We start from the raw sequence: 23714 nt of genomic DNA on the forward strand, positions 1-23714 counted from the left end.
CGATGTCTCCGAATGCGCGGACGCCCGCACCCGGCGCGAAGGGACGGCTCTGATGGATCTGCTCATCCGCAACGCGGACGTCGTCGACGGCTCCGGCACGACCCCCGCCTACCGCGCCGACGTCGCCGTCGAGGACGGCCGCATCACCGCCGTCGTCCCCGAAACGGACGGCCCAGGCGCCCGCACGGCCGGTGCCCGGCGCACCATCGATGCCACGGGCCTCGTCCTCGCCCCCGGCTTCATCGACATGCACGCCCACTCCGACCTGGCCCTGCTCCGCGACCCGGACCACTCGGCCAAGGCCGCGCAGGGCGTGACCCTCGAAGTCGTCGGCCAGGACGGACTGTCCTACGCCCCCGTCGACGACCGCACCCTCGCCGAGGTGCGCAGCGCCATCACCGGCTGGAACGGCAGCCCGCCCGGTGACACCTCCCCCGGCTCCCTCGACTTCGACTGGCGCACGGTCGGCGGCTATCTGGACCGCATCGACCGCCAGGGCACCGCCGTCAACGCCGCCTATCTCGTACCGCAGGGCAGCGTCCGCATGCTGGCCGTCGGCTGGGACGACCGGCCCGCGACGGCCGCCGAGACGCGTGAGATGCGCCGCCTGGTCGCCGAGGGCCTGGAGCAGGGCGCGGTCGGCATGTCATCGGGCCTGACCTACACGCCCGGCATGTACGCCTCCGACGCCGAACTCGCCGAGCTGTGCCGCACGGTGGCCTCGTACGACGGCTACTACTGCCCGCACCACCGCTCCTACGGAATGGGCGCGCTGGAGGCGTACCAGGAGATGATCACGCTCGCCCGTGAGGCGGGCTGCGCTCTCCATCTCGCCCACGCCACCATGAACTTCGGCGTCAACGAGGGCCGCGCGCCCGAGCTGACGGCCCTCCTGGACCGGTCGCTCGCGGCGGGCGCGGACATCAGCTTCGACACCTATCCGTACACGCCCGGCTGCACGACCCTCGTGGCGATGCTGCCGAGCTGGGCGAGCGCGGGCGGCCCGGAGGCGGTCCTGGAGCGGCTCGCGGACGACGAGACATGCGTCCGCATCCGGCACGTCATGGAGGTCGAGGGCTCGGACGGCTGCCACGGGGTGCCCATGGACTGGGACACGATCGAGATCTCCGGCGTCTTTGACCCGGCGCTCTCCCGCCACGTCGGCAGGACCGTCGCGCAGTCGGCGGCGGCCGAGGGCGAGGAGCCCTTCGCCACGGCCCGCCGGCTGCTGATCGAGGACAGGCTGGGCACGACGATCCTCCAGCACGTGGGCCACGAGGAGAACGTGCGCCACATGATGCGCCACCCCGCCCACACGGGCGGCAGCGACGGCATCCTCCAGGGCGACAAGCCGCACCCGCGCGCCTACGGCACCTTCCCGCAGTATCTCGGGCGCTATGTACGGGAGTTGGGCGTCCTCTCCCTCGAAGAGTGCGTCGCCCACCTGACCTCGCGCCCGGCGGCACGGCTCCGCCTCCCCGACCGCGGCCAGGTACGGGAGGGCCACCGCGCGGACCTCGTGCTCTTCGATCCGGAGACGGTCGCGCCCGGCGCCACGTACGAGGAGCCGCGCGTGCTGCCCACGGGCATCCCGTACGTACTGGTCGACGGCAGCCCCGTCATCGACGACGGCCGCCGCACACAGGCCCTCCCGGGCCGCGCCGTGCGCCGCACACCCGGGCGCACGTCCCCGGCCCGCTGACGACGCCGCCGCGCCCGCCCGGCTCGGGCCGGGCCCGCACGGCGCAAGGGCTACGGATGCTGGTAGGCCACCAGCGAGATCCCCACGTAGTGCACGACGAACGCGGCGAGCGTGAACGAGTGGAACACCTCGTGGAAGCCGAACCAACGCGGTGACGGATTCGGCCGCTTGATGCCGTAGACGAGACCGCCCACGCTGTACAGCACGCCGCCGACGATCACGCACACCAGCACCGCGATCCCGCCCTCGCGCAGGAAGGCGGGCAGATAGAACACGGCCGCCCAGCCCATCGCGATGTAGCACGGCGTATAGAGCCAGCGCGGGGCGCCCACCCAGAACACCCGGAAGCCGATGCCGAAGACGGCGGCGCCCCACACGCCCCACAGCAGCGGCGAACCGCCGCCGTCCGGCAGCAGCAGGATCGTCAGCGGCGTATAGGTCCCGGCGATGATCAGGAAGATGTTCGCGTGGTCGAGCCGCCGCAGCACCGCGGTGGCGCGCGGCCCCCATTCGCCGCGGTGGTAGAGGGCGCTCACGCCGAAGAGCAGACACGCGGTCAGGGTGTAGACGGCGCAGGCGACGCGGCCGCGCGTGCTGTCGGCGAGCGCGGTCAGGAAGATCCCGGCGGCGAGCACGGCGGGGAACATCCCGGCGTGCAGCCAGCCGCGCAGCCGCGGCTTGATCATCGCGGGGATCGCGTCGGCCGCCCTGGACGCCGCCGAAGTGACGGCGGCGGCGGCCGATTCCAGCGACGCGGTAGCGGAACTCCCGGCGCTCTCCGGCTGCTTCGGGCCGCCCGGCTTCGCCGTGTGCTCATCCGTTCCCACCGGCTCGGGCCTCCCGGTGCTCTCCGGCGTCCCGGTTCCGCCCGCGCCGTGATCGGAGTCCGCACTGTTCACGGGCTCGTTCGGTCGAGGCGCGTCAGTCATGCGGCCCATCGTAGCTACGGGAGGGTAACCGGCGGCATGCTCTTCCGCGGCCTCATGCCGCTCAGCGGAGTGGGGATGGACACATTCTTTCCATCTGGACAGTGGGGCGTTACGCTCCCATGCTCAGAGGAGCAAGGGTGACACCGGATGAGCGAGCCGCGCAGACACATCAGCACAGCAGCAACACCACGAACGCATCCGGGTCGCGGCCCCCAAGGGGCGAGTTGAAGCACAAGTCAAAAAATGCGGATACCAGTGCAGTTATCCGTCGAACCCTCAACGTCTGGAGAGATCGTGGCGCGCAGTTCTGCGGCTCCCGCCATCAACCCCGTTCCCACCCGCCACCAGGAGCTGGTCTCCTGGGTCGAGGAAATCGCCGCTCTCACGGAGCCGGACCGCATCGTCTGGTGCAACGGCTCCGAGTCGGAGTACGAGCGGCTGTGCGAAGAGCTCGTCGAAAAGGGCACGTTCACCAAGCTCGACCCGGTGAAACGGCCGCACTCCTACTACGCCGCCTCCGACCCCAGCGACGTCGCACGCGTCGAGGACCGTACGTTCATCTGCTCCGAGAAGGAGGAGGACGCCGGTCCCACCAACCACTGGAAGGCACCCGACGAGATGCGGGCGATCTTCCAGGGCGAAGGCTCTGAGGGAGGCGTCTTCCGCGGCTGCATGCGCGGCCGCACCATGTACGTCGTCCCGTTCTGCATGGGCCCGCTCGGCTCCCCGCTCTCCGCGCTGGGCGTGGAGATCACCGACTCCGCCTACGTCGCCGTCTCGATGCGCACGATGACGCGCATGGGACAGCCGGTGCTCGACGAGCTCGGCGAGGACGGCTTCTTCGTCAAGGCCGTCCACAGCGTCGGCGCCCCGCTGGCGCCGGGCGAACAGGACGTGCCCTGGCCGTGCAACAGCACCAAGTACATCTCCCACTTCCCCGAGACCCGTGAGATCTGGTCCTTCGGATCGGGCTACGGCGGCAACGCCCTGCTCGGCAAGAAGTGCTACGCGCTGCGCATCGCCTCCGTCATGGCACGCGACGAGGGCTGGCTCGCCGAGCACATGCTCGTACTCAAGCTCACACCGCCGCGCGGCGAGTCCAAGTACGTTGCCGCCGCCTTCCCTTCGGCCTGCGGCAAGACGAACCTCGCCATGCTGGAGCCCACCATCAAGGGCTGGACGGTCGAGACCATCGGCGACGACATCGCATGGATGCGCTTCGGCGAGGACGGGCGGCTGTACGCCATCAACCCCGAGGCCGGCTTCTTCGGCGTCGCGCCCGGCACCGGTGAGCACACCAACGCCAACGCGATGAAGACCCTCTGGGGCAACTCCGTCTTCACCAACGTCGCCCTCACCGACGACGGCGACGTCTGGTGGGAGGGCATGACGGAGGAGACGCCCGCTCATCTGACGGACTGGAAGGGCAACGACTGGACGCCCGAATCCGGCACTCCGGCCGCCCACCCCAACGCCCGCTTCACCACCCCGGCCGGGCAGTGCCCGATCATCGCGCCGGAGTGGGAGGACCCGCGGGGCGTGCCGATCTCCGCGATCCTCTTCGGCGGGCGCCGCGCCTCGGCCGTGCCGCTCGTGACGGAGTCCTTCGGCTGGCAGCACGGGGTCTTCCTCGGCGCGAACGTCGCCAGCGAGAAGACCGCCGCGGCCGAGGGCAAGGTCGGCGAGCTGCGCCGCGACCCGTTCGCGATGCTGCCCTTCTGCGGCTACAACATGGGCGACTACTTCGCCCACTGGGTGAAGATCGGCAAGGGCGCGGACCAGTCGAAGCTGCCGAAGATCTACTACGTCAACTGGTTCAAGAAGAACCAGGACGGCAAGTTCGTCTGGCCCGGCTTCGGCGAGAACGGCCGCGTGCTGAAGTGGATCGTGCAGCGGCTCAACGGCGAGGCGGAGGGCGTCGAGACGCCCATCGGCGTGCTGCCGACGAAGGAGTCGATCGACCGCGACGGGCTCGAAATGTCGGACGCGGAGCTGGACTTCGTGCTGGAGGTCGACAAGGAGGTCTGGCGCGACGAGGCGTCGCTCGTGCCCGGGCACCTCAACACCTTCGGTGACCACACGCCGAAGGAGCTGTGGGACGAGTACCACGCGCTGGTCGACCGGCTGGGCTGACAGTCCGGGACGGTGCGGGCTCGCGCCCGCTCGGGCATCGGTCTCCCGCTCGGGCCCCGTACCCGGTTCCGTCCGGTGCCCCTCACCGCGAGGTGGGGGGCACCGCTCTGTCCGGCCGGTGGGCGTGCGGACCACACGCGCGGACCCGGTGCGTACCGCCCCTCCCGCCGCCCGCGAAGGACGAGACGACCCGGGCAAAGCCCCCGTCTCGTCCTTTTATGTACGCGGCTCAACTTTAGACGGAGTCTAAGTTAGGCTGGCATCCGAGCGACGTGACGCAGGAGGCCGACCCATGTACGAACCGATCCGCAGCCAGTCGGTGCACGCCCTGGCCGAGGCCGACTTCCCGCACCGCACGCGCGAAGAGGAGCTCGACATCCGGCTGGCCGGACACCTCACGGCACTGCTGACCGTCACGGACGAGCTGCGCGCGATCACGCCGGGTGACGAACTCGACGAGGCGGCAGAGGAGTTGGCCGCCCAGATCACCCGGCTCCGCGCCGAGCCGCTCCGCGCGGCCCCTACGACGCGGGTCGCCGAGGCCGCGCACATCGATTCGCTGCACCACCGGGCACACACCCTGGCGGGCCACGCCGTCGTGATCGCCACGTACCGGGCCGACGAGCCGGCCCTCGTGGTGGCCGGCCGGTGCCGGGACTTCCACGCCTCGGCCCTCGGTCTCACGGCGGCCTGAGCGGCTGACCGGGCGGCGCGAACCGCACGCGCTCCTATTCCAAGCCCAGTTGGGCTCGCCCCGGAACCGGCCGCACCCCTGCGCGGCTACGGCTGGCTGTAGCCGTCCAGGAAGTTGCCGATGCGGGTGACCGCGTCCTGGAGCTCGTCCGCCGGCGGGAGGTTGACGATGCGGAAGTGGTCCGGGTCCGGCCAGTTGAAGCCCGTGCCGTGGACGATCATGATCTGTTCCGCCCGCAGCAGGTCTAGGACCATCTCGCGGTCGTCCTTGATCTTGTAGACCTTGGGGTCGAGCCGCGGGAAGGCGTAGATGGCGCCCTTCGGCTTCACGCACGTGACACCGGGGATCTGCGTCAGCAGGTCGTGCACCATGTCGCGCTGCTCCCGCAGCCGGCCGCCCGGCAGCACCAGGTCGCTGATCGACTGCCGTCCGCCGAGCGCGGCGGCCACGACGTGCTGCGCGGGCATGTTCGCGCACAGCCGCATGTTGGCGAGGATCGTCAGGCCCTCGATATAGCTCTGCGCATGGCCCTTCGGCCCGCACACCGCCATCCATCCGCTGCGGTATCCGGCCACCCGGTACGCCTTCGACAGGCCGTTGAAGGTGACGGTGAGCAGGTCGGGAGCGATGACGGTGGTCGGGGTGTGGGTGGCGTCGTCGTAGAGGATCTTGTCGTAGATCTCGTCGGAGTAGACGATCAGGCCGTGCCGCCGCGCGATGTCCGTGAGGCCGCGCAGCATCTCGTCGTCGTAGACGGCGCCCGTGGGGTTGTTCGGGTTGATGATCACGATCGCCTTGGTGCGGTCGGTGACCTTGCTCTCGACGTCGGCGAGGTCGGGCATCCAGTCGGACTGCTCGTCACAGCGGTAGTGGACCGCCGTACCGCCCGAGAGGGAGACCGAGGCCGTCCACAGCGGGTAGTCCGGGGCGGGCACGAGGACTTCGTCGCCGTCGTCCAGCAGCGCCTGCATCGCCATCTGGATCAGCTCGGAGACGCCGTTGCCCAGGTAGATGTCCTCGACGGAGAGGTCGATGCCCTGCGTCTGGTAGTGCTGCATCACCGCGCGGCGGGCCGAGAGGAGGCCCTTCGCGTCGCCGTAGCCGTGGGCCTCGCCGACGTTGCGGATCATGTCCTCGAGGATCTCGGGCGGGCACTCGAAGCCGAAGGGCGCCGGATTGCCGGTGTTGAGCTTGAGGATGCGGTGGCCCGCCGCCTCCAGCCGCATCGCCTCCTCCAGGACCGGACCCCGGATCTCGTAACAGACGTTTGCGAGCTTCGCCGACTGGATCACCTGCATTCCGCCACCTTACGGGCGGGTCCCGCACGGGGCCACGTGTTATTGACCACCCTGGTGACGGACCGCTGGACCGCTGGACCGCTGGACCGCCGGACCGCGCCGGACCCCGCCGGGCCGGCTGCGGGCCCGGACGCCCGGGGCCCCGACGCACGGCTGGTCCCCCATGGTGCGGTGGCGGACAATGAGCGCCATGCCTCCCGCGCGTACCGAGCCCCCCGCGCGTACCGAGCCCTCCGCCGTGCCCGCCTCACGTCCCGGACTGCGCGAGCGGAAGAAGATCAAGACCAGGCAGGCGATCCGGAAGGCCGCCTACAGGCTCTTCGACGAGCAGGGGTACGGCGCGACGTCCGTCGAGCGGATCGCGGAGGAGGCGGAGGTCTCCCCCAGCACCGTCTTCCGCTACTTCCCGACGAAGGAGGACATCGTGCTCTCCGGCGAGTACGACGCGCTGCTGCACGACGCGCTGTCGGCCCGCCCCGCCGGCGAGCCTCCGGTGACCGCGCTGCGCCGGGCCGTCGTGGAGGTCCTCGGGCGGACGGCGGCCCAGGAGCCCGGCCGCGGACCGTACGAGGACGAGACCCACCGGCGGATGCGCCTCGTACGGGACGTGCCGGCACTGCGGGCCCGCATGACCGAGCAGATGTCGGACACCGGCCGCCTCCTCGCGAGCGCCCTGGCCGGCCGTACGGGCCTCTCCGAGGACTCCTTCGAACTGCGGGTGCTGACAGGGGCGTTGCTGGGCGCACTCACCGAGGCCCTGTTCTGCTGGGGCGGGAGCGACGACGCACGGGACCTGTCCGGCACCGTCGACCGCGCCCTGAGCCTCGTGGAGAGCGGACTCAACTCCGCAGTGCCCGCTCCAGGACCTCGGGGTCGCCGGTCGGGGCGTCGCAGGTGAAGTCGCGGCAGACATAGGCCGCCGGGCGGCCGTCGAGCAGCGGGCGGTCCCGCAGCAGCGGCACGTCCAGCGCCGCCGGGGAGCCGGGCTCGCCCAGCGCGACGACCGCGCCGGGGGCCGTCGCCAGCAGCGCCGTACGGTGCAGCGTGCCCGTGCCCGGATCGGTGTGCGGGCCGACCACGGCGACCTCCCGGGGACCGTCGAGCGCCGCCTCGGCCGCCGCCAGGCCCCAGCCGATGAAGCGCGGGGCACGCGGCGCCAGCGCCCGTACGATCCCCAACGCCCGCTCGGCGGCCTCCCGATGGCGGGAGCTGCCGGTGTACGCGGCGTACGACAGGAGGGCGTGCGCGGCGGCCGTCCAGCCCGAAGGGGTGGAGCTGTCGGTGGGGTCCTGCGGGCGGCGGATGAGGGCCTCGGCGTCGTCGGCGGTGTCGTACAGCGTGCCGTCGGGATCGGTGAAGTGGCGGAGCACGGTCTCCAGCAGCACGCCGGCGGTGTCGAGCCAACTCGTCTCTCCCGTCACGGAGTAGAGGCTGAGCAGGCCCTCGGCGACGTCCGCGTAGTCCTCCAGCACGCCCGCGCTGGGCCCCGCCGTGCCGTCGCGCGAGGTGCGCACGAGACGGCCGTCGCCGCGCATGTGCAGCTCCGTCAGCAGACGGGCGGCGGCGGAGGCGGCCTCGACCAGGTCGGGACGGTCGAAGTAGGCGCCGGTCTCGGCGAGCGCGGCGACGGCCAGCCCGTTCCACGCGGCGACGACCTTGTCGTCACGCTCCGGACGGGGCCGCTGCTCACGGGCGCGCAGCAGCCGCTCCCGTACGGAGGCGAGACGTGCGGCCCCGTCCTCACCGAAGCCGTCCCCGTCTCCGTCCCCGTCTCCCGACTCGCCGTCGCCGCCCGCGCGATCACGGAGCCGCAGCACCGACGCGCCCTCCTCGAAGGTGCCGTCCTCGGTGACTCCGAAGTGCCCGGCGGCCCACCGCCCGTCCTCCTCACCGAGGACCTCGGTGAGCTGGCCGGGAGTCCATACGTAGTACGCGCCCTCGCGGTGCCGGCCCTGCCCGTCGTCGCTGTCGGCGTCGAGCGCGGAGGCGAACCCGCCCTGTGCCGTGCCCAGTTCACGCACCATGAAGTCCGCGGTCTCCAGCGCGACCCGGCGGGCCGGGGCGGATCCGGTGCTGCGCCAGGCGTGGGCGTAGACGCGGCACAGCAGCGCGTTGTCGTAGAGCATCTTCTCGAAGTGCGGCACGACCCAGCCGGCGTCCACGGAGTAGCGCGCGAACCCGCCGCCGAGCTGGTCGTAGATGCCGCCGCGCGCCATCGCCTCGCAGGTGGCCTGCGCCATCTCCAGCGCGCCGTCGGAGCCCGTACGCGCGTGATGGCGCAGCAGGAACTCCAGCGCCATCGACGGCGGGAACTTCGGCGCACCGCCGAACCCGCCCCGCTCGGCGTCGAATTCGCGCGTCAGCTCCAGCAGCGCCCCGGCCAGTTCCTCGGGGCCGGGCGGCTGCGGCTGCTCGTAGCGGATGGAGCGTGCCGCCAGGTCCCGCACGATCCGGCCCGCCACGTCCGCGACCTCCTCGCGCCTGTCCGACCAGGCGGTGGCGACGCCTTCGAGCACCTGCCGGAAGGAGGGCATGCCGTGGCGGGGACCGGGCGGGAAGTACGTGCCGAAGTAGAAGGGCTCGGCGGACGGGGTGAGGAAGACGGTCATCGGCCAGCCGCCCTGGCCCGTGGCCGCCTGTACGGCCTCCATGTAGACGGAGTCGACGTCGGGGCGCTCCTCGCGGTCGACCTTGACGGAGACGAAGCGCTCGTTGAGGTAGTCGGCCGTGGCCTGGTCCTCGAAGCTCTCGTGCGCCATCACGTGACACCAGTGGCAGCTGGCGTACCCGACGCTGAGCAGCACGGGCACCCCGCGCCTGCGCGCCTCCTCGAACGCGGCCTCCGACCAGGGCCACCAGTCGACCGGGTTCTCCGCGTGCTGGAGAAGGTACGGGCTCGTCTCGTCCGCGAGTCGGTTCGCCATCCCCCCCATCGTGCACGACGCGCGGCGCGCGATACGCCGCCCGGGCGCGCGCCCACCCCGGGACCGGACGGGACCGGACCGGGACCGGACCGGGACTGGAGCTGTGCGCGGGCGCCCCGTCGCACCGACGGCGGTCGCACTCGTGCCGCTACTGCGCGGCGGGCCACAGCCGGTTGCCTGGTAGCGCCTGTACCAGGATGAATGGGCTCTGGTATCCGTCCGGCGCGTGCCGGATCGTCGGTCGCGCGCCGGCTTCGGACTCACCTCACTCGCGTGTGGGTTCGCCCCGGAATTCCACGATCCGGCACAAGGAGACACCATGGGGACTGGGCCAACGGCCCGGCTGAACCTAGAGGTTCGGCGATCGGAGGAAACGACGATCCGGTACACGGCCAGCGGTCCTGCTGGAGGACCGACCCTGGTTCTGATACACGGCTGGGCGTGCGACCGCAGCGACTTCGATGCGGTGACCGATCATCTGCCCGCGACGCTCCGGGTCCTCGGGATCGACCTCGCCGAGCACGGCGAGTCACGGTCGACGCGGGACGTCTGGACCATGGAGGAGTTCGCACGGGACGTGGCAGCCGTGCTGGAAGCCGAGTCTGTGAGTTCGTGCGTCGTGGCAGGGCACTCCCTGGGCGGGGCGGTGGCCGTCGAAGTCGGCCGGCTGCTCCCGGACACGGTCACGCATGTGGTGGCGCTCGACGCGCTTCACTACCTGTCACTGTTCCCGGCACAGAACGAAGGCCAGCGGGAAGCGACGCTGCACATGTTCCGTGAGGACTTCGCCGGAGGGGTGCGGGGCCTCGTCGAAGGAGGTTCGCCGGCAGGCACCGACACCGCCCTCAAAGATGCCTACTTCGGGAAGATGATCGCTGTACGGCAGCCCGCGGGCCTGCGTTCCATCGAGGGCCTCGTGCACTGGGACATGGACGCAGCGTTGCGGGAGACGAAACAGCCGGTCACCGTATTCGCGATCCGTGACCTGGTGACGATGGAGGCGATCGAACGGTACGGCGACCGCTTCGACATCGTGCTCGTCGACCTGGGCAGCCACCACTTCCCGGTTGAGGCGCCGCGAGCGACGGCGAAGCTGCTGGGAGGGACCATCGGCACCGACCGATAGTGCGTCAGTCAGGCCGGGCGAATTCGGCCGGTGGCGACGGTCGTTCCGCTAGGAGGCCGGGCGAGGTCTTCGGATGATGCGGACAGCCGGGGGGACCTTCCCACGACCGGCTCGTGCCCGGTCGCCTCGCACGGACAGCGCGATCTCACAGGGAGGGGAGTTACGCCTGCCGATGGGTGCGAGCGAGATCCATTACACGGACGCGACAGAGCTGGCGCAGATGATCCGCCGACGGGAGGTCTCCGCGCTGGAGGTGATGCAGGCCCACGTCGACCGCATCGAGCTGCTCAATCCCGAGATCAACGCGGTTGTCACGATGACCGCAGAGAAGGCACTCGCTGCCGCACGCACCGCAGACCACGCGGTGGAATCCGGCCTCGCTCTGGGACCGCTCCACGGTGTTCCCTTCACCGTCAAGGACTCACTGGACGTCGCGGGGACGGTGGCCACGCGCGGCTCGGCGTTGTTCCGGCACCACGTGCCGGTCAGGGACGCCACCGCGGTGTCCCGCCTTCGGGCGGCCGGCGGGATCGTGCTGGCCAAGACCAACCTGCCCGAGTTCTCCTATTGGACCGAGACCGACAACGTCATCAACGGCAGGACCGGCAACCCCTGGCACGGCGAGCGCACTCCGGGCGGTTCGAGCGGCGGAGAGTCGGCCGCGATCGCCTCCGGGATGTCGCCTCTCGGGCTGGGCAGTGACGTTGCGATCTCCGTGCGAGGGCCGGCCCACGACACCGGCATCGTGGCGCTGAAGGCGACCCGCGGACGGATACCGATCACGGGACACTGGCCGGAGGTGCCACGCCGTTACTGGCATGTGGGCCCGATGGCCCGCAGCGTGCGGGACGTCGCGACTGCGGTGAGGATCCTTGCCGGGCCTGACGGCGTCGACGGCTATACGAGGCACGCGCCCTTGGACCTTGACGAGCGGAAGGACCTGAAGGGACTGCGGGTGGGCTGGGCGACCGAACCTGCCTTCGGTCCGGTGGACAGCGAAGTGACTGCTGCCCTCACGGCCGCAGCCCAGGCGCTGCAGACTCTGGGCTGCACCGTCGAGCCCGTCCCGTTGGCGGGTCTGGAGTCATTCGACGCCACCGCGCTGAGCACAGTGCTGTTCACTGCCGAGGTAGCACCCTGTTTCCGGCAGGTCGTGGCCGGCCGGGACTCCGAACTACACGCCGTCACCCGACGCAGCATCAGCGCACCGGAAGTGCCCCTGACTGACTACGTCAGCGCCCAGCAACGAGTTGAAGCCCTCAGCTCCTTCTTCGCCGGATACTTCCGGGAGTACGACGCACTGCTGTGCCCGGTGTGCCCCATTCCGGCTCCGCCGCACGCACAGCCGACGTTCGACGTCGGAGGCGTCACCGTCCCGTCACGCGGCATCATGCGGGCTACCGTGCCGTTCAATCTCACCGGCCTCCCGGCACTGTCGCTGCCCTTCGGCCGGACTCGCGAGAATCTGCCCATCGGTGTTCAGCTCGTCTCCCGCTGGTACGACGAGACCACCCTCCTCCGGGTCGCCACCGCCCTCGAGACGGTCAGCCCCGTACGGCACCAACACCCAGACCTGACCTGACACATGCGGTGCTCGCCGCTGGAGCCCTGGCGCCGGCCTCTACGCACTCCGCGACACCCGCAAGCGGTACCGCACCGCGGGCCTGGGGCCGACGGCACGCAGCCCGGCGAAAGCATCCCCCATCGTGCACGCCGCACGGCGCGCGGTACGCCGCCCGGGCCGGGACCGGACGGAGCCGTACCGGGACCGGCCCGGGGCCGGACGGGACTAGAGCTGTGCGCGGGCGCCCCCCGTCGCCTCCCAGCCCGAGACCGCCAGGGCGCGGTACGCCGCGTAATGGCTCGCCGGGTCGCCCGAGTCGGCCCACGGCATCGCGCCCACATAGCCGTCGACGACGCGCAGGGCGTCCATCGCCTCGCCGTACCGCTCGGCACGCACGAGGAAGCAGATCAGCAGATGCAGCACGTGCGGGCGTACGGGGTGGTCGTCCTCGACCTGGTCGACGGCGTACTCCGCGGCCTCGACCGCCTTCTCGATCTCCGCGCTCTGATACAGGCCCCGCACCACGTTCACCTCGGGCAGGTGCTCGTACACCGCGAAGAGCGGCAGCGCCGGCAGCAGCGTGCCCTCGGGCGCGTGCGCGGCGGCGGTCTGCGCGAAGGCGTCGGCGTCCTCGCGTGAGCCGCAGCCCTTCTCCGACCAGTACGGGAGGGCCGCGATGTGCGCGCCCATGTGGTCCGGCGCCTTGCGCCGCAGCGTCGCCCACAGCTCCTCGAAGTCGGCCCGCCGGTAGGAGAGATGGCGGGCGACGAACAGCTCGGTGATGTGCGGTGTGGGGTCGTCAGGGGCGAGCCTTGCCGCCTCCTCGCAGATCGTACGGGCCTCTTCGAGGATGATGCGGTGGTCCGCGGACGAGGGGTCGGAGACGGCCTGCCAGACCAGGAACTGCGCGTACACCTGCGCGCCGCCGGGGTCGCCCGGCTGCTGCGCGCGCCAGTCGCGGAGCCAGCGCGCGTCGCGCACGCCCGGCTCCTTGCTGAAGGAGACGCCGCCGCCCGGGCCGTCCTTTCCGGCCGCCGGAGAGCCGGGGGCGCCCAGCGCACGGGCCTGTGCGAGCTCCATCGCGGCCGCGCCGGCCATCGACTGCACCCGCTGCCAGCGCAGTTCCCACTCGTCGCCGGTGAGGGCCAGCAGCCGCGCGACCGGCTGCCAGTCCTGGGTCCGCTGGGTCTCCTCCAGCGCCTCGGTGAACTCGTGGTCGGGGCCCGGCAGCCGTACGTCCAGCTGCTCCGCCGGTACGAAGCCGTAACCGGCGCCGGGATCGACGGCGCGCGAGACTCCCTGCGCGCCCTGGAGCCGCTGCCTGCGGCGGCGCAGCGCGGGCGCGATCAGGACGCCGAATACGGCGGTCAGTGCGATCAGCACGAGCAGGGCTTCCATTGCTGCTGTCTCCCCCTGGGTGCGGGTCGGGACCCTCGACGACTGGACGGACGGTTGGGTGGACGGCTGGTCGGTCGGACGGGCGGACGGCTGGACGACGGCGACGGGCGGTTCGGGACGGTGCGGCACGTGATGCGGAACCGGTGCGGGACGTGATGCTCACGTGACGGGTGTAATCCGCCGGAGCGGTTCGCCCGAGCCGCTCTGACTACACCGTACGGCGCATTACCCTCGCCCCATGAGCGACCAGCGCGACAGCGGGCACACGCCCCACAGCTTCGAGACCCTCGCGATCCACGCGGGGCAGACCGCCGACCCGGCGACGGGCGCGGTCGTACCACCGATCTACCAGGTCTCCACGTACAAGCAGGACGGCGTGGGCGGCCTGCGCGGCGGCTACGAGTACAGCCGTTCCGCCAACCCCACCCGTACCGCACTCGAGCAGAACCTCGCCGCCCTGGAGGGCGGGCGCAACGCCTTCGCGTTCGCCTCCGGCATGGCCGCCGAGGACTGCCTGCTGCGGACCCTGCTCGTGCCGGGCGACCACGTGGTGATCCCGGGCGACGCCTACGGCGGTACGTTCCGCCTCTTCGCAAGGGTCGCGGAACGCTGGGGCATCGAGTGGTCGGTGGCCGACACCTCCGACCCGGCGGCCGTGCGTGCCGCGATGCGCGACCGCACGAAGGCGGTGTGGGTGGAGACACCCTCCAACCCGCTGCTCGGCATCAGCGACATCACCGCGCTCGCGCAGCTCGCGCACGGCGAAGGGGCGCGGCTCGTCGTGGACAACACCTTCGCGAGCCCCTATCTCCAGCAGCCCCTCGCCCTGGGCGCGGACGTCGTCGTGCACTCGACGACGAAGTACATGGGCGGCCACTCGGACGTCGTCGGCGGCGCCCTCGTGCTCGACGAGGCGGAGCTGGCCGCGGAGATCGCCTTCCACCAGAACGCGATGGGCGCCGTGGCGGGCCCGTTCGACTCGTGGCTGGTCATGCGCGGTTCGAAGACCCTGGCCGTGCGCATGGAGCGGCACAGCTCCAACGCGTCCCGCATCGCGGAGATGCTGGAGGCACACCCCCGGGTATCGCAGGTCTACTACCCCGGGCTGCCCTCCCACCCGGGGCACGAGACGGCGGCGAAGCAGATGCGGGCCTTCGGCGGCATGGTCTCCTTCCGGGTCGAGGACGGCGAGGAGGCGGCAGTCCGGGTATGCGACAGCACGCGGCTGTTCACGCTCGGGGAGTCGCTGGGCGGCGTCGAGTCGCTGATCGAGCACCCCGCGCGCATGACGCACGCGTCGGCGGCGGGCTCCGCGCTGGAGGTGCCGGCGGACCTGGTGCGGCTGTCGGTCGGCATCGAGTCGGTCGAGGACCTGCTGGCGGACCTGCGGCAGGCGCTGGGCTGACCGCCGCGGGCCCCTCCGCTTCCGGCGCGGCCGGGCGGGCCCTCCGATTCCGGTACGGCCGGTCCCGTGCGGTCCCGCGGACCGACGGCTACGGCTACGGGGTCGGCCAGGCCCGGGGAAGCGGAGGGCCCACTGCCCGCCAGGCCGCCCCACCAGGCCGCCGGCTACCAGCCGAGGGGCGGCGTCGTCTGCGCCGGCTCGCCCATCCACGGCTCGGTGACCGCCGCCCACACGGCGAAGGCGACGGCCGCGGCGAAGAACGCCCACAGCAGCAGCGCCACCGCCCGCCGCCGGTGCGCCAGACGCAGTCCGCGCGCCAGGGCACGGGCGGCGAGGTCGGTCGGCACGGGCACGGGCGGCACGGACTCCAGCAGGGCGCGCACCTCGGTCTCCTTGCGGTCGGGCAGCCTCACGCGGGACCTCCCGGGCCGTGGTCCGGGCCCGTGCCCGTGCCTTCGCGGTGGGGATGGCGGGGATGGTGGGGATGCGGCACGTTCCGGGCGACGGCCGCTCCCGTGTGCCGCAGCCCCGTGACGATGCGGGACGCGAGCACGGTCGCCGACCCGGGCCGCCTTCCCGTTCCGCTTCCGTGCTCCCCGACCAGGCCCGGCCCCCCGCTCCCGTTTCCGCTTCCGCTCCCGTCCCCGCTCACGCCGTCGTCCGCGCTCACGCCGCCGTCTCCGCTTACGGGCGCTGCGCGATCACCGGCGCCGACGCCGGCCTCCCGGCCCGCGGCGTCCCCCGCCCCGCGGCTCAGCACTGCCGCCATCCCCCGCGTGCACAGCCCGCGCACCCGCTCGACGGGCAGTCCCAGCGACGCGGCGACCTGTTCCTCCGCGACCCCTTCGTAGAGCCGCAGCACCAGCATCAGCCGCTCCTGCGGCGGCAGACGGTCCAGCAGGCCGCCGCGCGGCCGCCGGTAGCGGCGGGCGGTGTGCGCGAAGTGGGCGGTCAGATCCTGGCGGGTGTGCTCGTACGGGTCCTCGCCGCGCAGCCGGTCCCAGTCCGCGTACGTACGTGAAAGGGCGCCTACGAGCAGTTCCTCCGCGTCCGCGGCGGCGCCGAAGGGCTCTCCGGTGAGCAGCGTGGCGGCATGCAGCAGCCTGCCTGCCGCGCCCGCGACGAACGCCTCGAACTCCCGGGCCCGGCGGCGTTCTTCCCGCGTACGCCGCTCTCCCACCTCTGCCTCCCGTACCGCAATAGGACGGCAGGCGCACTGATCAAATCAAGAGGACGGAACTTCCTCGGGGGACTCCGGCGCCTCCGCGCCCTCCGCTGCTTGCGGGGTCTGCGCCGGCTCCGGCTGCTCCGTCGACGGGTGGATGCTCTGCATCGCGTTGTTGAAGCGGGTCAGGAGCCGGCAGAACGTCTCGCGGTCCTCCTCGCTCCAGTCCTCGGTGAGCACGGCCATCAGCTCGCGCCGCGAGGAGCGCACCTGCCCCAGCCGGGCGGTGCCGTGCGGGGACAGCTTGAGCACGACGGCACGGCCGTCCTCGGGGTGCGTGGTGCGCGTGACCAGCCCGGCCTCGACGAGGGGCGCCACCTGCCGGGTGACCGTCGAGGAGTCGATCCCCATGCCGGAGGCGAGCGCCTTGACTCCCATCGGGCCGACCTGTTCGAGCCTGTTGAGCAGGAGGTAGGCGGCCCGGTCCATGGAGTTGCGGGCCTGGCCTATGCCGCCCAGACGCGTCTGCTCCGCGCGGCGAGCGAACACGGCGACCTGGTGCTGCATCGCCTCGAGCACCGGCCCCTCGGGCTCCTGCGCGCCCCGGGCCTGGGCAGGGGTACGGGCCGACGACCGGCCCGTGGGCTGGTCGGTGCTGTTCACTGTCATGGTGTCCGGTTGCATGGGCATGCCGAGGCGCTCGCTTCTTCGGGAGGTTCCACCCGGGAACTTCCAAGGGACACGGAAAAGACCTGATTGTGCTGCCCAGAGTACGCGGCGCGCGAGCGGGACGTACCGGTGCTTACGAAGCTGTACCGCACCTCACGGCGCCCACAGGCCCCCGAACTGCGACACTGACGCCATGGTCTCCCCCGCCCCCGACGCATCGGCGCCGTCCGCCTCGTCAGCGGCCGCTTCGGGCGCCCCGGCCGCCCAGGCCGACCCGGCCGCCCAGGCCGACCCGGCCGCCCAGGCTGAGACGGCCGCGGCGTCCGCGGCCTCCGCGACGGCGTCCGTCACCGTCGACGACGTGCGTACCGCGCAGAAGACGCTCACCGGTGTGGCCCGTACGACGCCCATGGAAGGCAGCCGCCACCTCAGCTCGCTCGTCGGCTCCCCCGTACATCTCAAGTGCGAGAACCTCCAGCGCACGGGCTCCTTCAAGCTCCGCGGCGCCTACGTGCGCATCGCCGGGCTCTCCCCCGCCGAGCGGGAGCGCGGCGTCGTCGCGGCGAGCGCCGGCAACCACGCGCAGGGCGTCGCGCTGGCGGCCTCGCTGCTGGGTGTGGCCTCCACGGTGTTCATGCCGGAGGGCGCCCCGCTGCCGAAGGTCGCCGCGACCCGCGACTACGGCGCGCAGGTCCGGCTGTGCGGCCAGGTCGTCGACGAGACGCTGCGGGCCGCCCAGGAGTACGCGCACGAGACCGGCGCCGTCTTCATCCACCCCTTCGACCACCCCGACGTGGTGGCGGGCCAGGGCACGCTCGGCCTGGAGATCCTTGAGCAGTGCCCCGAGGTGCGCACGATCGTGGTCGGGGTGGGCGGCGGCGGCCTGATCGCGGGCATCGCGGTGGCGGTCAAGGAGCTGCGTCCGGACGTACGGATCGTCGGCGTCCAGGCGGAGGGGGCCGCCGCGTATCCGCCCTCGCTCGCGGCCGGCGAGCCGGTGGTGCTGGACTCGGTGTCGACGATGGCGGACGGCATCAAGGTGGGACGGCCCGGCGACGTGCCGTTCGGCATCGTCGGCAGCCTCGTCGACGAGGTCCGCACGGTCTCCGAAGACGCCCTCTCCAGCGCGCTGTTGCTCTGCCTGGAGCGGGCCAAGCTGGTCGTGGAGCCGGCGGGTGCCAGTCCCGTCGCCGCGCTTCTCTCCCAACCCGAGTCGTTCGAGGGGCCCGTCGTCGCGGTGCTCTCGGGGGGCAACGTCGATCCGCTGGTGATGCAGCGGACCCTGCGGCACGGCATGGCGGCCGCCGGCCGCTATCTCTGGCTGCGGCTGCGGCTGACGGACCGTCCGGGGGCGCTCGCGGCGCTGCTGAGGGAGTTGTCAGTGGCGGACGCTAACGTCCTCGACGTAAGCCATGTACGGACCGATCCGCGGCTCGGGCTCGACGAGGTGGAGGTGGAACTGCACTTGGAGACCAAGGGACCGGAGCACTGCCAGGACGTCGCGGCCAGACTCCGCGAGGCGGGGTACACGGTCGTCCTCGCCCGGTGAGCCCGCGAGGGGAGCCGGGCGATGAGTCCCGCGCCGGCCGGCGGTCATAGACCGTAGTCGTACGACGCATTCCACCGAGCCGCCCGGCGCCGGCGGGGAGGACGCACGAAGGGGGGTTGCAGCCGGCCGTCTTCGCGGCCGGAGGCGCGGTGCGGCCACCGGCGCTCCACGTGGCGTCCGATCCGCGCCCGGCCCGTCCGGAAGCCTCTCGGCCCACGCTCCGTCCCGTAGCACCGGTATCTCTCGTAGTCCTCATAGCTCTGATTCCACCCCGGAAGCACTCACGACTGTCGTGAGTTGCCGGCCACTTGTTGACGCGATGTATCGCGTTCGCTCATACTACTGGCCTCGCCATCGTGCAGAACAGCCGTTTCCACGCGTGCCGGACATCTCCGGCGTCCGTGCCCGCCCCTGACCGTTCGTCCACCGTCACTTCTCCACACCTGGGAGCCACTTATGCCAGGCGCCATTCACGCCGAGGGTCTCGTGAAGACCTTCGGCCGGGTAAAGGCACTGGACGGCGTCGACCTCGATGTCCCCGAGGGCACAGTGCTGGGCCTGCTCGGGCCCAACGGCGCCGGCAAGACCACCGCCGTGCGCGTGCTCACCACCCTCATCCGGCCCGACAGCGGCAAGGCCGTCGTGGCCGGGCTCGACGTCCTCAAGCAGCCCAACGAGGTGCGGCGCTCGATCGGCCTGTCCGGCCAGTTCGCCGCCATCGACGAATACCTGACCGGCAGGGAGAACCTGCGAATGGTCGGGCAGCTCTACCAGTTGACGGCACGCGACGCGAAGCGCAGGGCGGGCGAACTGCTGGAGCGCTTCAACCTCGCGGACGCCGCGGACCGCACGGCCAAGACGTACTCCGGCGGCATGCGCAGGCGTCTCGACCTCGCGGCGGCCCTCGTCGTACGTCCGCCGGTGATGTTCATGGACGAGCCGACCACCGGCCTCGATCCCCGCAACCGGCTTCAACTGTGGGAGGTCATAGAGGAGTTGGTCGCCGGCGGCACCACCCTCCTGCTCACCACGCAGTATCTGGAGGAGGCCGACCGCCTCGCCCACGACATCGCCGTCGTCGACCACGGCAAGGTCATCGCGCGCGGCACCTCCGACCAGCTCAAGGCCCAGACGGGCGGCGAGCGCATCGAGGTCGTCGTGCACGACCGCGACGGGATCCCGGCGGCCGAGAGCCTGCTCGCCAGGCACAGCATCCCGGGCGCCGGCGCCGGCCCGGAGGGCGTCACGGTCGAGCAGCACACCCGCAGGCTGACCGTCCCCGTCACCGGCGGCGCCAAGCTGCTCGCCGAGGTCATCCGCGAACTCGACGGCCACGGCGTCGAGATCGACGACATCGGCCTGCGGCGGCCCACCCTCGACGACGTCTTCATCACCCTCACCGGCCACGCGGCCGAGGACGAGGACGCCGGCACGGCCGAGGACGCCGGAGCCGGGCCCGGCAAGAGCGGCCCTGGCAAGAAGCAGAAGCGCAAGAGCAGGAAGCAGAAGAAGAAGGAGGAGGCCGTCCAGTGACCGCCACGACCACGGCACCTGCGGCCCCGACTCCGGCCGCCACGGGCGGAGGCGGCCTCCGCCAGTCCGTACGCGACTCGCTCACGGTCGCCAAGCGCAACCTCATCAGGATGCTGCGCATCCCCGAGGTCGTCGTCTTCGGCCTCTTCCAGCCGATCATGTTCGTGGTGCTCTTCAGCTACGTCTTCGGCGGCTCCATCAACCTCCCCGGAGCCGGCCTGGACCCGGGCCTGTACCGCGAGTTCCTGATGGCCGGGATCTTCGCCCAGACCGTCACCTTCGCCACGGCGGGCGCGGGAGCGGGCATCGCCGAGGACATGCACAAGGGCCTCATCGACCGCTTCCGTTCGCTGCCGATGGCACGTGGCGCGGTGCTCACGGGCCGCACGCTCGCGGACCTCGTGCAGACGGGGCTCACGCTGATAGTGCTCGCCCTCGTCGCGCTCCTCGTCGGCTGGCGCACCCATGAGAACGGGCTGAGGGTGCTGGCCGGCTTCGGCCTGCTGCTCCTCCTCGGGTACGCCTTCACGTGGATCGGCGCGCTGATCGGCCTGACGGTCCGCACGCCCGAGGCGGCCACCTCCGGCGGGCTGATCTGGCTCTTCCCGCTGACGTTCATCTCGAACGCCTTCGTCCCCTCGCAGAACATGCCGACGGTGCTGCGGCACTTCGCCGAGTGGAATCCGTTCAGCGCGACGGTCCAGGCCTGCCGCGAGCTCTTCGGCAACCTCCCGCCGCACTATCCGGTCCCCGACGCGTGGCCGATGCAGCATCCGGCGTGGGCGTCGCTGATCTGGTCGGTCCTGATCGTCGCGTTCTTCCGCACGCTGGCGGTGCGGAAGTACAAGTCGGCGACGGACTGACGCCCCGACCGGCGACCCGCGACCCGCGACCCGCAATCCGCAGTCCGCGTCGCACGGGTCGCCTGCCCCGGCCGTCCGGTCGGGGCAGGCTGCCGGACGGCGACAGCAGTGGGCCCCGGCCGCTCCGGCCGGGGCCCACCGTCGTCCGTGTCGCGCGTGCGTCCGCGCTCGCGCCTGCCGCCTGAGCGGCGGCGCGCTTCCGTCAGCCCTGGTACGGCTTCGCCTCCAGGATCTTCACCGACGCCATCTTGCCGTTCGGCAGCTCGTACTCGGCGTCCGTGCCGACCTTCTTGCCGTTGACACCGCTGCCCAGCGGGGACTGCGGCGAGTACGTCTCGATGTCGGAGCTCGCGTACTCGCGCGACGCGAGCAGGAAAGTCACTGTGTCGTCCTCGTCACCGTCGAAGGCGATCGTCACGACCATGCCGGGCGCCACCACTCCGGTGTCCGCGGGAGCCTCGCCGACCTTGGCGTTCTCCAGCAGCTGTTCCAGCTGCCGTACGCGCAGCTCCTGCTTGCCCTGCTCCTCCTTGGCCGCGTGGTACCCGCCGTTCTCGCGGAGGTCACCCTCTTCGCGAGCTGCCTCGATCTTCTTGGAGATCTCGGTACGTGCAGGACCCGACAGGTACTCCAGCTCGGCCTTGAGCTGGTCGTACGCCTCCTGGGTAAGCCAGGTGACGTTGTCGCTGGTCTGGGTCACAGGTGCTCCTCGTCGGTACTGGGAATAAAAACATCGCCCTGCCCAGAGGCTGCGCCTTCAGGGTGGGGCGGAAACTACGAGCCTAACAATTCAGGTGGAAAAGGGAAGAAGGACGAACGCCGCGTAGGAACTCAGTGACCTTCGGTTTCCCGCGGTTCGCAGCCCAGCAGTTCCGCGCTCGTGGCACGCCTCGTGGTGCGCAGCGATACGACCCTGTCGACCTGATCCGAGCCGCCCGCGACCGTCACGTCCTTGCGTCCGACCTCGCCGCCGTCGGCGGCCCGCGCACGCAGCGTGCACACGCCCTTCGCCTCCGCGTCCTTGCGGACCTCCAGGTGCACTTCCACCGTACGGCCGGAGACGACCTCGAACTTGATCACCTGGGCGCTCACCGGCTGCCCCCCGATGTAGTCCGCGCCGAACCAGCCGATCCCGGCGAGCGACAGCACCCCCAGCACCAGGCCGACGATCTTCAGCCGCCGGTCCGTGCGCGCGTCCCGGCCGGGGCCGCCGCCCGAGCGCCCGTACCGCCCCTCCGGGACCGCGCGTCCCTGAGCGAGATCCCCCCGCGCGGGACCGCCGGCGGCAGGGGCGCCGCGCTCGCCGTCCGCGGATCGCACGTCAACCATGGCGGGGTCCACTTTCGTCGCATCGAGGGGGGTATCGCGGGGCTTGTGAATCGGGAATACATCGGGAAGCCGATTCGGTCACTATAGGTGTCGCCCGGCATGACGAGTTGACGAGGACCGAGTCTTGACAGAGCAGCTGCGACTGATGGCCGTACACGCACACCCCGACGACGAGTCGAGCAAGGGTGCGGCCACGATGGCCAAGTACGTATCCGAGGGGGTGGACGTGCTGGTCGCGACCTGCACAGGGGGCGAGCGCGGCTCCATCCTCAACCCGAAGCTCCAGGGCGACCCGTACATCGAGGAGCACATCCACGAGGTGCGGAAGAAGGAGATGGACGAGGCACGGGAGATCCTCGGCGTGAAGCAGGCCTGGCTCGGCTTCGTCGACTCGGGACTGCCCGAGGGCGACCCGCTGCCGCCGCTGCCGGAGGGCTGCTTCGCGCTTCAGGAGGTGGACGAGGCCGCGGGTGCGCTGGTGCGCCTCATCCGCGAGTTCAAGCCGCACGTGATGACGACGTACGACGAGAACGGCGGCTACCCGCACCCCGACCACATCATGACCCACAAGGTCTCCATGGCGGCCTTCGATGCGGCGGGCGACCCGGAGAGGTATCCGGAGGCCGGGCCCGTCTGGCAGCCGAAGAAGATCTACTACAACCAGGGGTTCAACAGGCCCCGCACCGAGGCCCTGCACAAGGGGCTGCTGGAGCGCGGCCTGGACTCCCCGTACGGCGAGTGGCTGGAGCGGTGGAAGTCGATGGGCCGCGAGCGCACGCTCACGACCTATGTGCCCTGCGGCGACTTCTTCGAGATCCGCGACAAGGCGCTCGTCGCGCACGCCACCCAGATCGATCCCGACGGCGGCTGGTTCCGCATTCCCCTGGAGTTCCAGCGCGAGGTCTGGCCGACGGAGGAGTACGAGCTCGCGAAGTCGCTCGTGGACACCTCGCTACCCGAGGACGACCTCTTCGCGGGCATCCGCGACAATTGAAGGCATGACCCTGACGACCCCGGCTCAGACCGCCGTCGTCCAGGCCCTTCCGATGGTGAAGGACCTGGATGAGAACAAGGTGACGCCCGGCGTCCTCGGCTTCATCGTCTTCGCCGCGATGGGAGCCGTGGTGTGGATGCTGATGAAGTCGATGAACCGGCACATGAAGAAGGTCGACTTCGAGGAGGGGCCGACCGCGGCGCAGACCGCGGGCGGCACGGACGGCGCCGACGGCGCTCACGGCGGGACGGGCGCGGGCGACCGGGGCGAGGGAGCCGGCACGGGTGACGGCGGCGCGGCCTCCGCGTCCGCCTCCCGCGCCTCCTCCTCGCCGGCGGCGCCCGGGGACGCGAAGAGTTCCGGCCCCGGAGCCTGACCGGCACGAAGGACGTACGAGACGTACGAGAAGTACGAGGAGTACGAGAAGTACGCGACGCAC

Annotated in this window: 20 protein-coding genes and 1 pseudogene; 12 read left to right on the top strand and 9 right to left on the bottom strand. The window is 71.4% G+C overall.

Annotation, left to right across the window (positions count from 1 at the left end):
• Positions 1-52: 52 nt before the first annotated feature.
• Complete coding sequence (locus HCC61_RS05795) at positions 53-1702, top strand: D-aminoacylase (protein ID WP_169134168.1); 1650 nt, start codon at positions 53-55, stop codon at positions 1700-1702.
• Positions 1703-1752: 50 nt separating this feature from the next.
• Here HCC61_RS05795 and HCC61_RS05800 read toward each other — a convergent pair whose 3' ends face one another.
• Complete coding sequence (locus tag HCC61_RS05800) at positions 1753-2388, bottom strand: hemolysin III family protein (RefSeq protein ID WP_169134540.1); 636 nt, start codon at positions 2386-2388, stop codon at positions 1753-1755.
• 537 nt (positions 2389-2925) lie between these two features.
• Here HCC61_RS05800 and HCC61_RS05805 point away from each other — a divergent pair.
• Both HCC61_RS05805 and HCC61_RS05810 read left to right on the top strand, forming a co-directional pair.
• A complete protein-coding gene (locus HCC61_RS05805) occupies positions 2926-4764 on the top strand; it encodes a phosphoenolpyruvate carboxykinase (GTP) (protein WP_169134169.1) in 1839 nt (612 codons plus the stop codon).
• Between the two features lie 292 nt (positions 4765-5056).
• Positions 5057-5458 (top strand): hypothetical protein, encoded by a 402-nt coding sequence (locus HCC61_RS05810; protein ID WP_169134170.1) that lies wholly within the window; start codon positions 5057-5059, stop codon positions 5456-5458.
• 86 nt (positions 5459-5544) lie between these two features.
• Here HCC61_RS05810 and HCC61_RS05815 read toward each other — a convergent pair whose 3' ends face one another.
• Positions 5545-6756: a pyridoxal phosphate-dependent aminotransferase gene (locus tag HCC61_RS05815; protein ID WP_169134171.1), complete on the bottom strand. Its 1212-nt coding sequence runs from the start codon at positions 6754-6756 to the stop codon at positions 5545-5547.
• A gap of 190 nt (positions 6757-6946) precedes the next feature.
• Between HCC61_RS05815 and HCC61_RS05820 the strand changes: the two genes are divergently transcribed.
• Positions 6947-7654, top strand: coding sequence for a TetR family transcriptional regulator (locus HCC61_RS05820; protein WP_169134172.1), 708 nt, complete (start codon positions 6947-6949; stop codon positions 7652-7654).
• Here HCC61_RS05820 and HCC61_RS05825 read toward each other — a convergent pair.
• Positions 7596-9680, bottom strand: coding sequence for a thioredoxin domain-containing protein (locus tag HCC61_RS05825; protein WP_169134173.1), 2085 nt, complete (start codon positions 9678-9680; stop codon positions 7596-7598). The two genes, HCC61_RS05820 and HCC61_RS05825, sit on opposite strands and share 59 nt — an antisense overlap.
• A 319-nt stretch (positions 9681-9999) precedes the next feature.
• Between HCC61_RS05825 and HCC61_RS05830 the strand changes: the two genes are divergently transcribed.
• Together HCC61_RS05830 and HCC61_RS05835 are read left to right on the top strand one after the other, a co-directional pair.
• A complete protein-coding gene (locus tag HCC61_RS05830; RefSeq protein ID WP_169134174.1) occupies positions 10000-10806 on the top strand; it encodes an alpha/beta hydrolase in 807 nt (268 codons plus the stop codon).
• A gap of 172 nt (positions 10807-10978) precedes the next feature.
• Positions 10979-12388, top strand: coding sequence for an amidase (locus HCC61_RS05835; protein WP_169134175.1), 1410 nt, complete (start codon positions 10979-10981; stop codon positions 12386-12388).
• Between the two features lie 207 nt (positions 12389-12595).
• Here the strand turns inward: HCC61_RS05835 and HCC61_RS05840 are convergent, their stop codons facing one another.
• The gene (locus HCC61_RS05840) at positions 12596-13768 is read right to left on the bottom strand and encodes a hypothetical protein (protein WP_169134176.1); all 1173 of its coding nucleotides are present in this window, start codon (positions 13766-13768) and stop codon (positions 12596-12598) included.
• Between the two features lie 238 nt (positions 13769-14006).
• Between HCC61_RS05840 and HCC61_RS05845 the strand changes: the two genes are divergently transcribed.
• The gene (locus tag HCC61_RS05845) at positions 14007-15173 is read left to right on the top strand and encodes a cystathionine gamma-synthase (protein ID WP_169134177.1); all 1167 of its coding nucleotides are present in this window, start codon (positions 14007-14009) and stop codon (positions 15171-15173) included.
• Between the two features lie 164 nt (positions 15174-15337).
• On the opposite strand, the gene HCC61_RS05850 is transcribed toward HCC61_RS05845, so the two are convergent.
• From HCC61_RS05850 to HCC61_RS05860, 3 genes and pseudogenes are all read right to left on the bottom strand, one after another.
• A complete protein-coding gene (locus tag HCC61_RS05850) occupies positions 15338-15586 on the bottom strand; it encodes a hypothetical protein (RefSeq protein ID WP_169134178.1) in 249 nt (82 codons plus the stop codon).
• Positions 15587-15921: 335 nt separating this feature from the next.
• A pseudogene (locus HCC61_RS30540) lies at positions 15922-16353 on the bottom strand (sigma factor-like helix-turn-helix DNA-binding protein); the annotation flags it as partial.
• 45 nt (positions 16354-16398) lie between these two features.
• On the bottom strand, positions 16399-16905 hold the full coding sequence (locus tag HCC61_RS05860; protein WP_240968620.1) for a MarR family winged helix-turn-helix transcriptional regulator: 507 nt from the start codon (positions 16903-16905) through the stop codon (positions 16399-16401).
• A gap of 295 nt (positions 16906-17200) precedes the next feature.
• Here HCC61_RS05860 and ilvA point away from each other — a divergent pair, with 295 nt between their 5' ends.
• From ilvA to HCC61_RS05875, 3 genes are all read left to right on the top strand, one after another.
• Entirely contained in the window at positions 17201-18556 is a 1356-nt protein-coding gene (ilvA, locus tag HCC61_RS05865; protein ID WP_169134181.1) for a threonine ammonia-lyase, read from the top strand.
• Positions 18557-19012: 456 nt separating this feature from the next.
• Positions 19013-20089: an ATP-binding cassette domain-containing protein gene (locus tag HCC61_RS05870; RefSeq protein WP_169134182.1), complete on the top strand. Its 1077-nt coding sequence runs from the start codon at positions 19013-19015 to the stop codon at positions 20087-20089.
• Positions 20086-20952 (top strand): ABC transporter permease, encoded by an 867-nt coding sequence (locus HCC61_RS05875; RefSeq protein WP_169134183.1) that lies wholly within the window; start codon positions 20086-20088, stop codon positions 20950-20952. Before HCC61_RS05870 ends, HCC61_RS05875 begins: the two co-directional genes overlap by 4 nt.
• A 202-nt stretch (positions 20953-21154) precedes the next feature.
• Here the strand turns inward: HCC61_RS05875 and greA are convergent, their stop codons facing one another.
• Positions 21155-21652 carry a transcription elongation factor GreA gene (gene greA, locus HCC61_RS05880; RefSeq protein ID WP_169134184.1) on the bottom strand — a complete coding sequence of 166 codons (498 nt, stop codon included), beginning with the start codon at positions 21650-21652 and terminating at the stop codon, positions 21155-21157.
• A 131-nt stretch (positions 21653-21783) separates the two neighbouring features.
• Positions 21784-22281, bottom strand: a complete 498-nt coding sequence (locus tag HCC61_RS05885) for a DUF4307 domain-containing protein (RefSeq protein ID WP_169134185.1) — start codon at positions 22279-22281, stop codon at positions 21784-21786.
• A 124-nt stretch (positions 22282-22405) separates the two neighbouring features.
• Between HCC61_RS05885 and mca the strand changes: the two genes are divergently transcribed.
• Positions 22406-23275, top strand: coding sequence for a mycothiol conjugate amidase Mca (gene mca / locus HCC61_RS05890; protein ID WP_169134186.1), 870 nt, complete (start codon positions 22406-22408; stop codon positions 23273-23275).
• A 4-nt stretch (positions 23276-23279) separates the two neighbouring features.
• Entirely contained in the window at positions 23280-23651 is a 372-nt protein-coding gene (locus HCC61_RS05895) for a hypothetical protein (RefSeq protein ID WP_169134187.1), read from the top strand.
• Positions 23652-23714: the final 63 nt, after the last annotated feature.

This window comes from Streptomyces sp. HNM0575, assembly GCF_012726265.1.
GTDB lineage: Bacteria > Actinomycetota > Actinomycetes > Streptomycetales > Streptomycetaceae > Streptomyces.

Coding starts and splice junctions, on each gene's coding strand:
- HCC61_RS05800 (WP_169134540.1), bottom strand. CDS start 2,388: ATGATCAAGCCGCGGCTGCGCGGCTGGCTGCACGCCGGGATGTTCCCC.
- HCC61_RS05840 (WP_169134176.1), bottom strand. CDS start 13,768: ATGGAAGCCCTGCTCGTGCTGATCGCACTGACCGCCGTATTCGGCGTC.
- HCC61_RS05885 (WP_169134185.1), bottom strand. CDS start 22,281: ATGGTTGACGTGCGATCCGCGGACGGCGAGCGCGGCGCCCCTGCCGCC.
- HCC61_RS05795 (WP_169134168.1), top strand. CDS start 53: ATGGATCTGCTCATCCGCAACGCGGACGTCGTCGACGGCTCCGGCACG.
- HCC61_RS05835 (WP_169134175.1), top strand. CDS start 10,979: ATGGGTGCGAGCGAGATCCATTACACGGACGCGACAGAGCTGGCGCAG.
- HCC61_RS05845 (WP_169134177.1), top strand. CDS start 14,007: ATGAGCGACCAGCGCGACAGCGGGCACACGCCCCACAGCTTCGAGACC.
- HCC61_RS05815 (WP_169134171.1), bottom strand. CDS start 6,756: ATGCAGGTGATCCAGTCGGCGAAGCTCGCAAACGTCTGTTACGAGATC.
- ilvA (WP_169134181.1), top strand. CDS start 17,201: ATGGTCTCCCCCGCCCCCGACGCATCGGCGCCGTCCGCCTCGTCAGCG.
- HCC61_RS05830 (WP_169134174.1), top strand. CDS start 10,000: ATGGGGACTGGGCCAACGGCCCGGCTGAACCTAGAGGTTCGGCGATCG.
- HCC61_RS05825 (WP_169134173.1), bottom strand. CDS start 9,680: ATGGCGAACCGACTCGCGGACGAGACGAGCCCGTACCTTCTCCAGCAC.
- HCC61_RS05860 (WP_240968620.1), bottom strand. CDS start 16,905: ATGCAGCACCAGGTCGCCGTGTTCGCTCGCCGCGCGGAGCAGACGCGT.
- HCC61_RS05870 (WP_169134182.1), top strand. CDS start 19,013: ATGCCAGGCGCCATTCACGCCGAGGGTCTCGTGAAGACCTTCGGCCGG.
- HCC61_RS05820 (WP_169134172.1), top strand. CDS start 6,947: ATGCCTCCCGCGCGTACCGAGCCCCCCGCGCGTACCGAGCCCTCCGCC.
- HCC61_RS05895 (WP_169134187.1), top strand. CDS start 23,280: ATGACCCTGACGACCCCGGCTCAGACCGCCGTCGTCCAGGCCCTTCCG.
- HCC61_RS05810 (WP_169134170.1), top strand. CDS start 5,057: ATGTACGAACCGATCCGCAGCCAGTCGGTGCACGCCCTGGCCGAGGCC.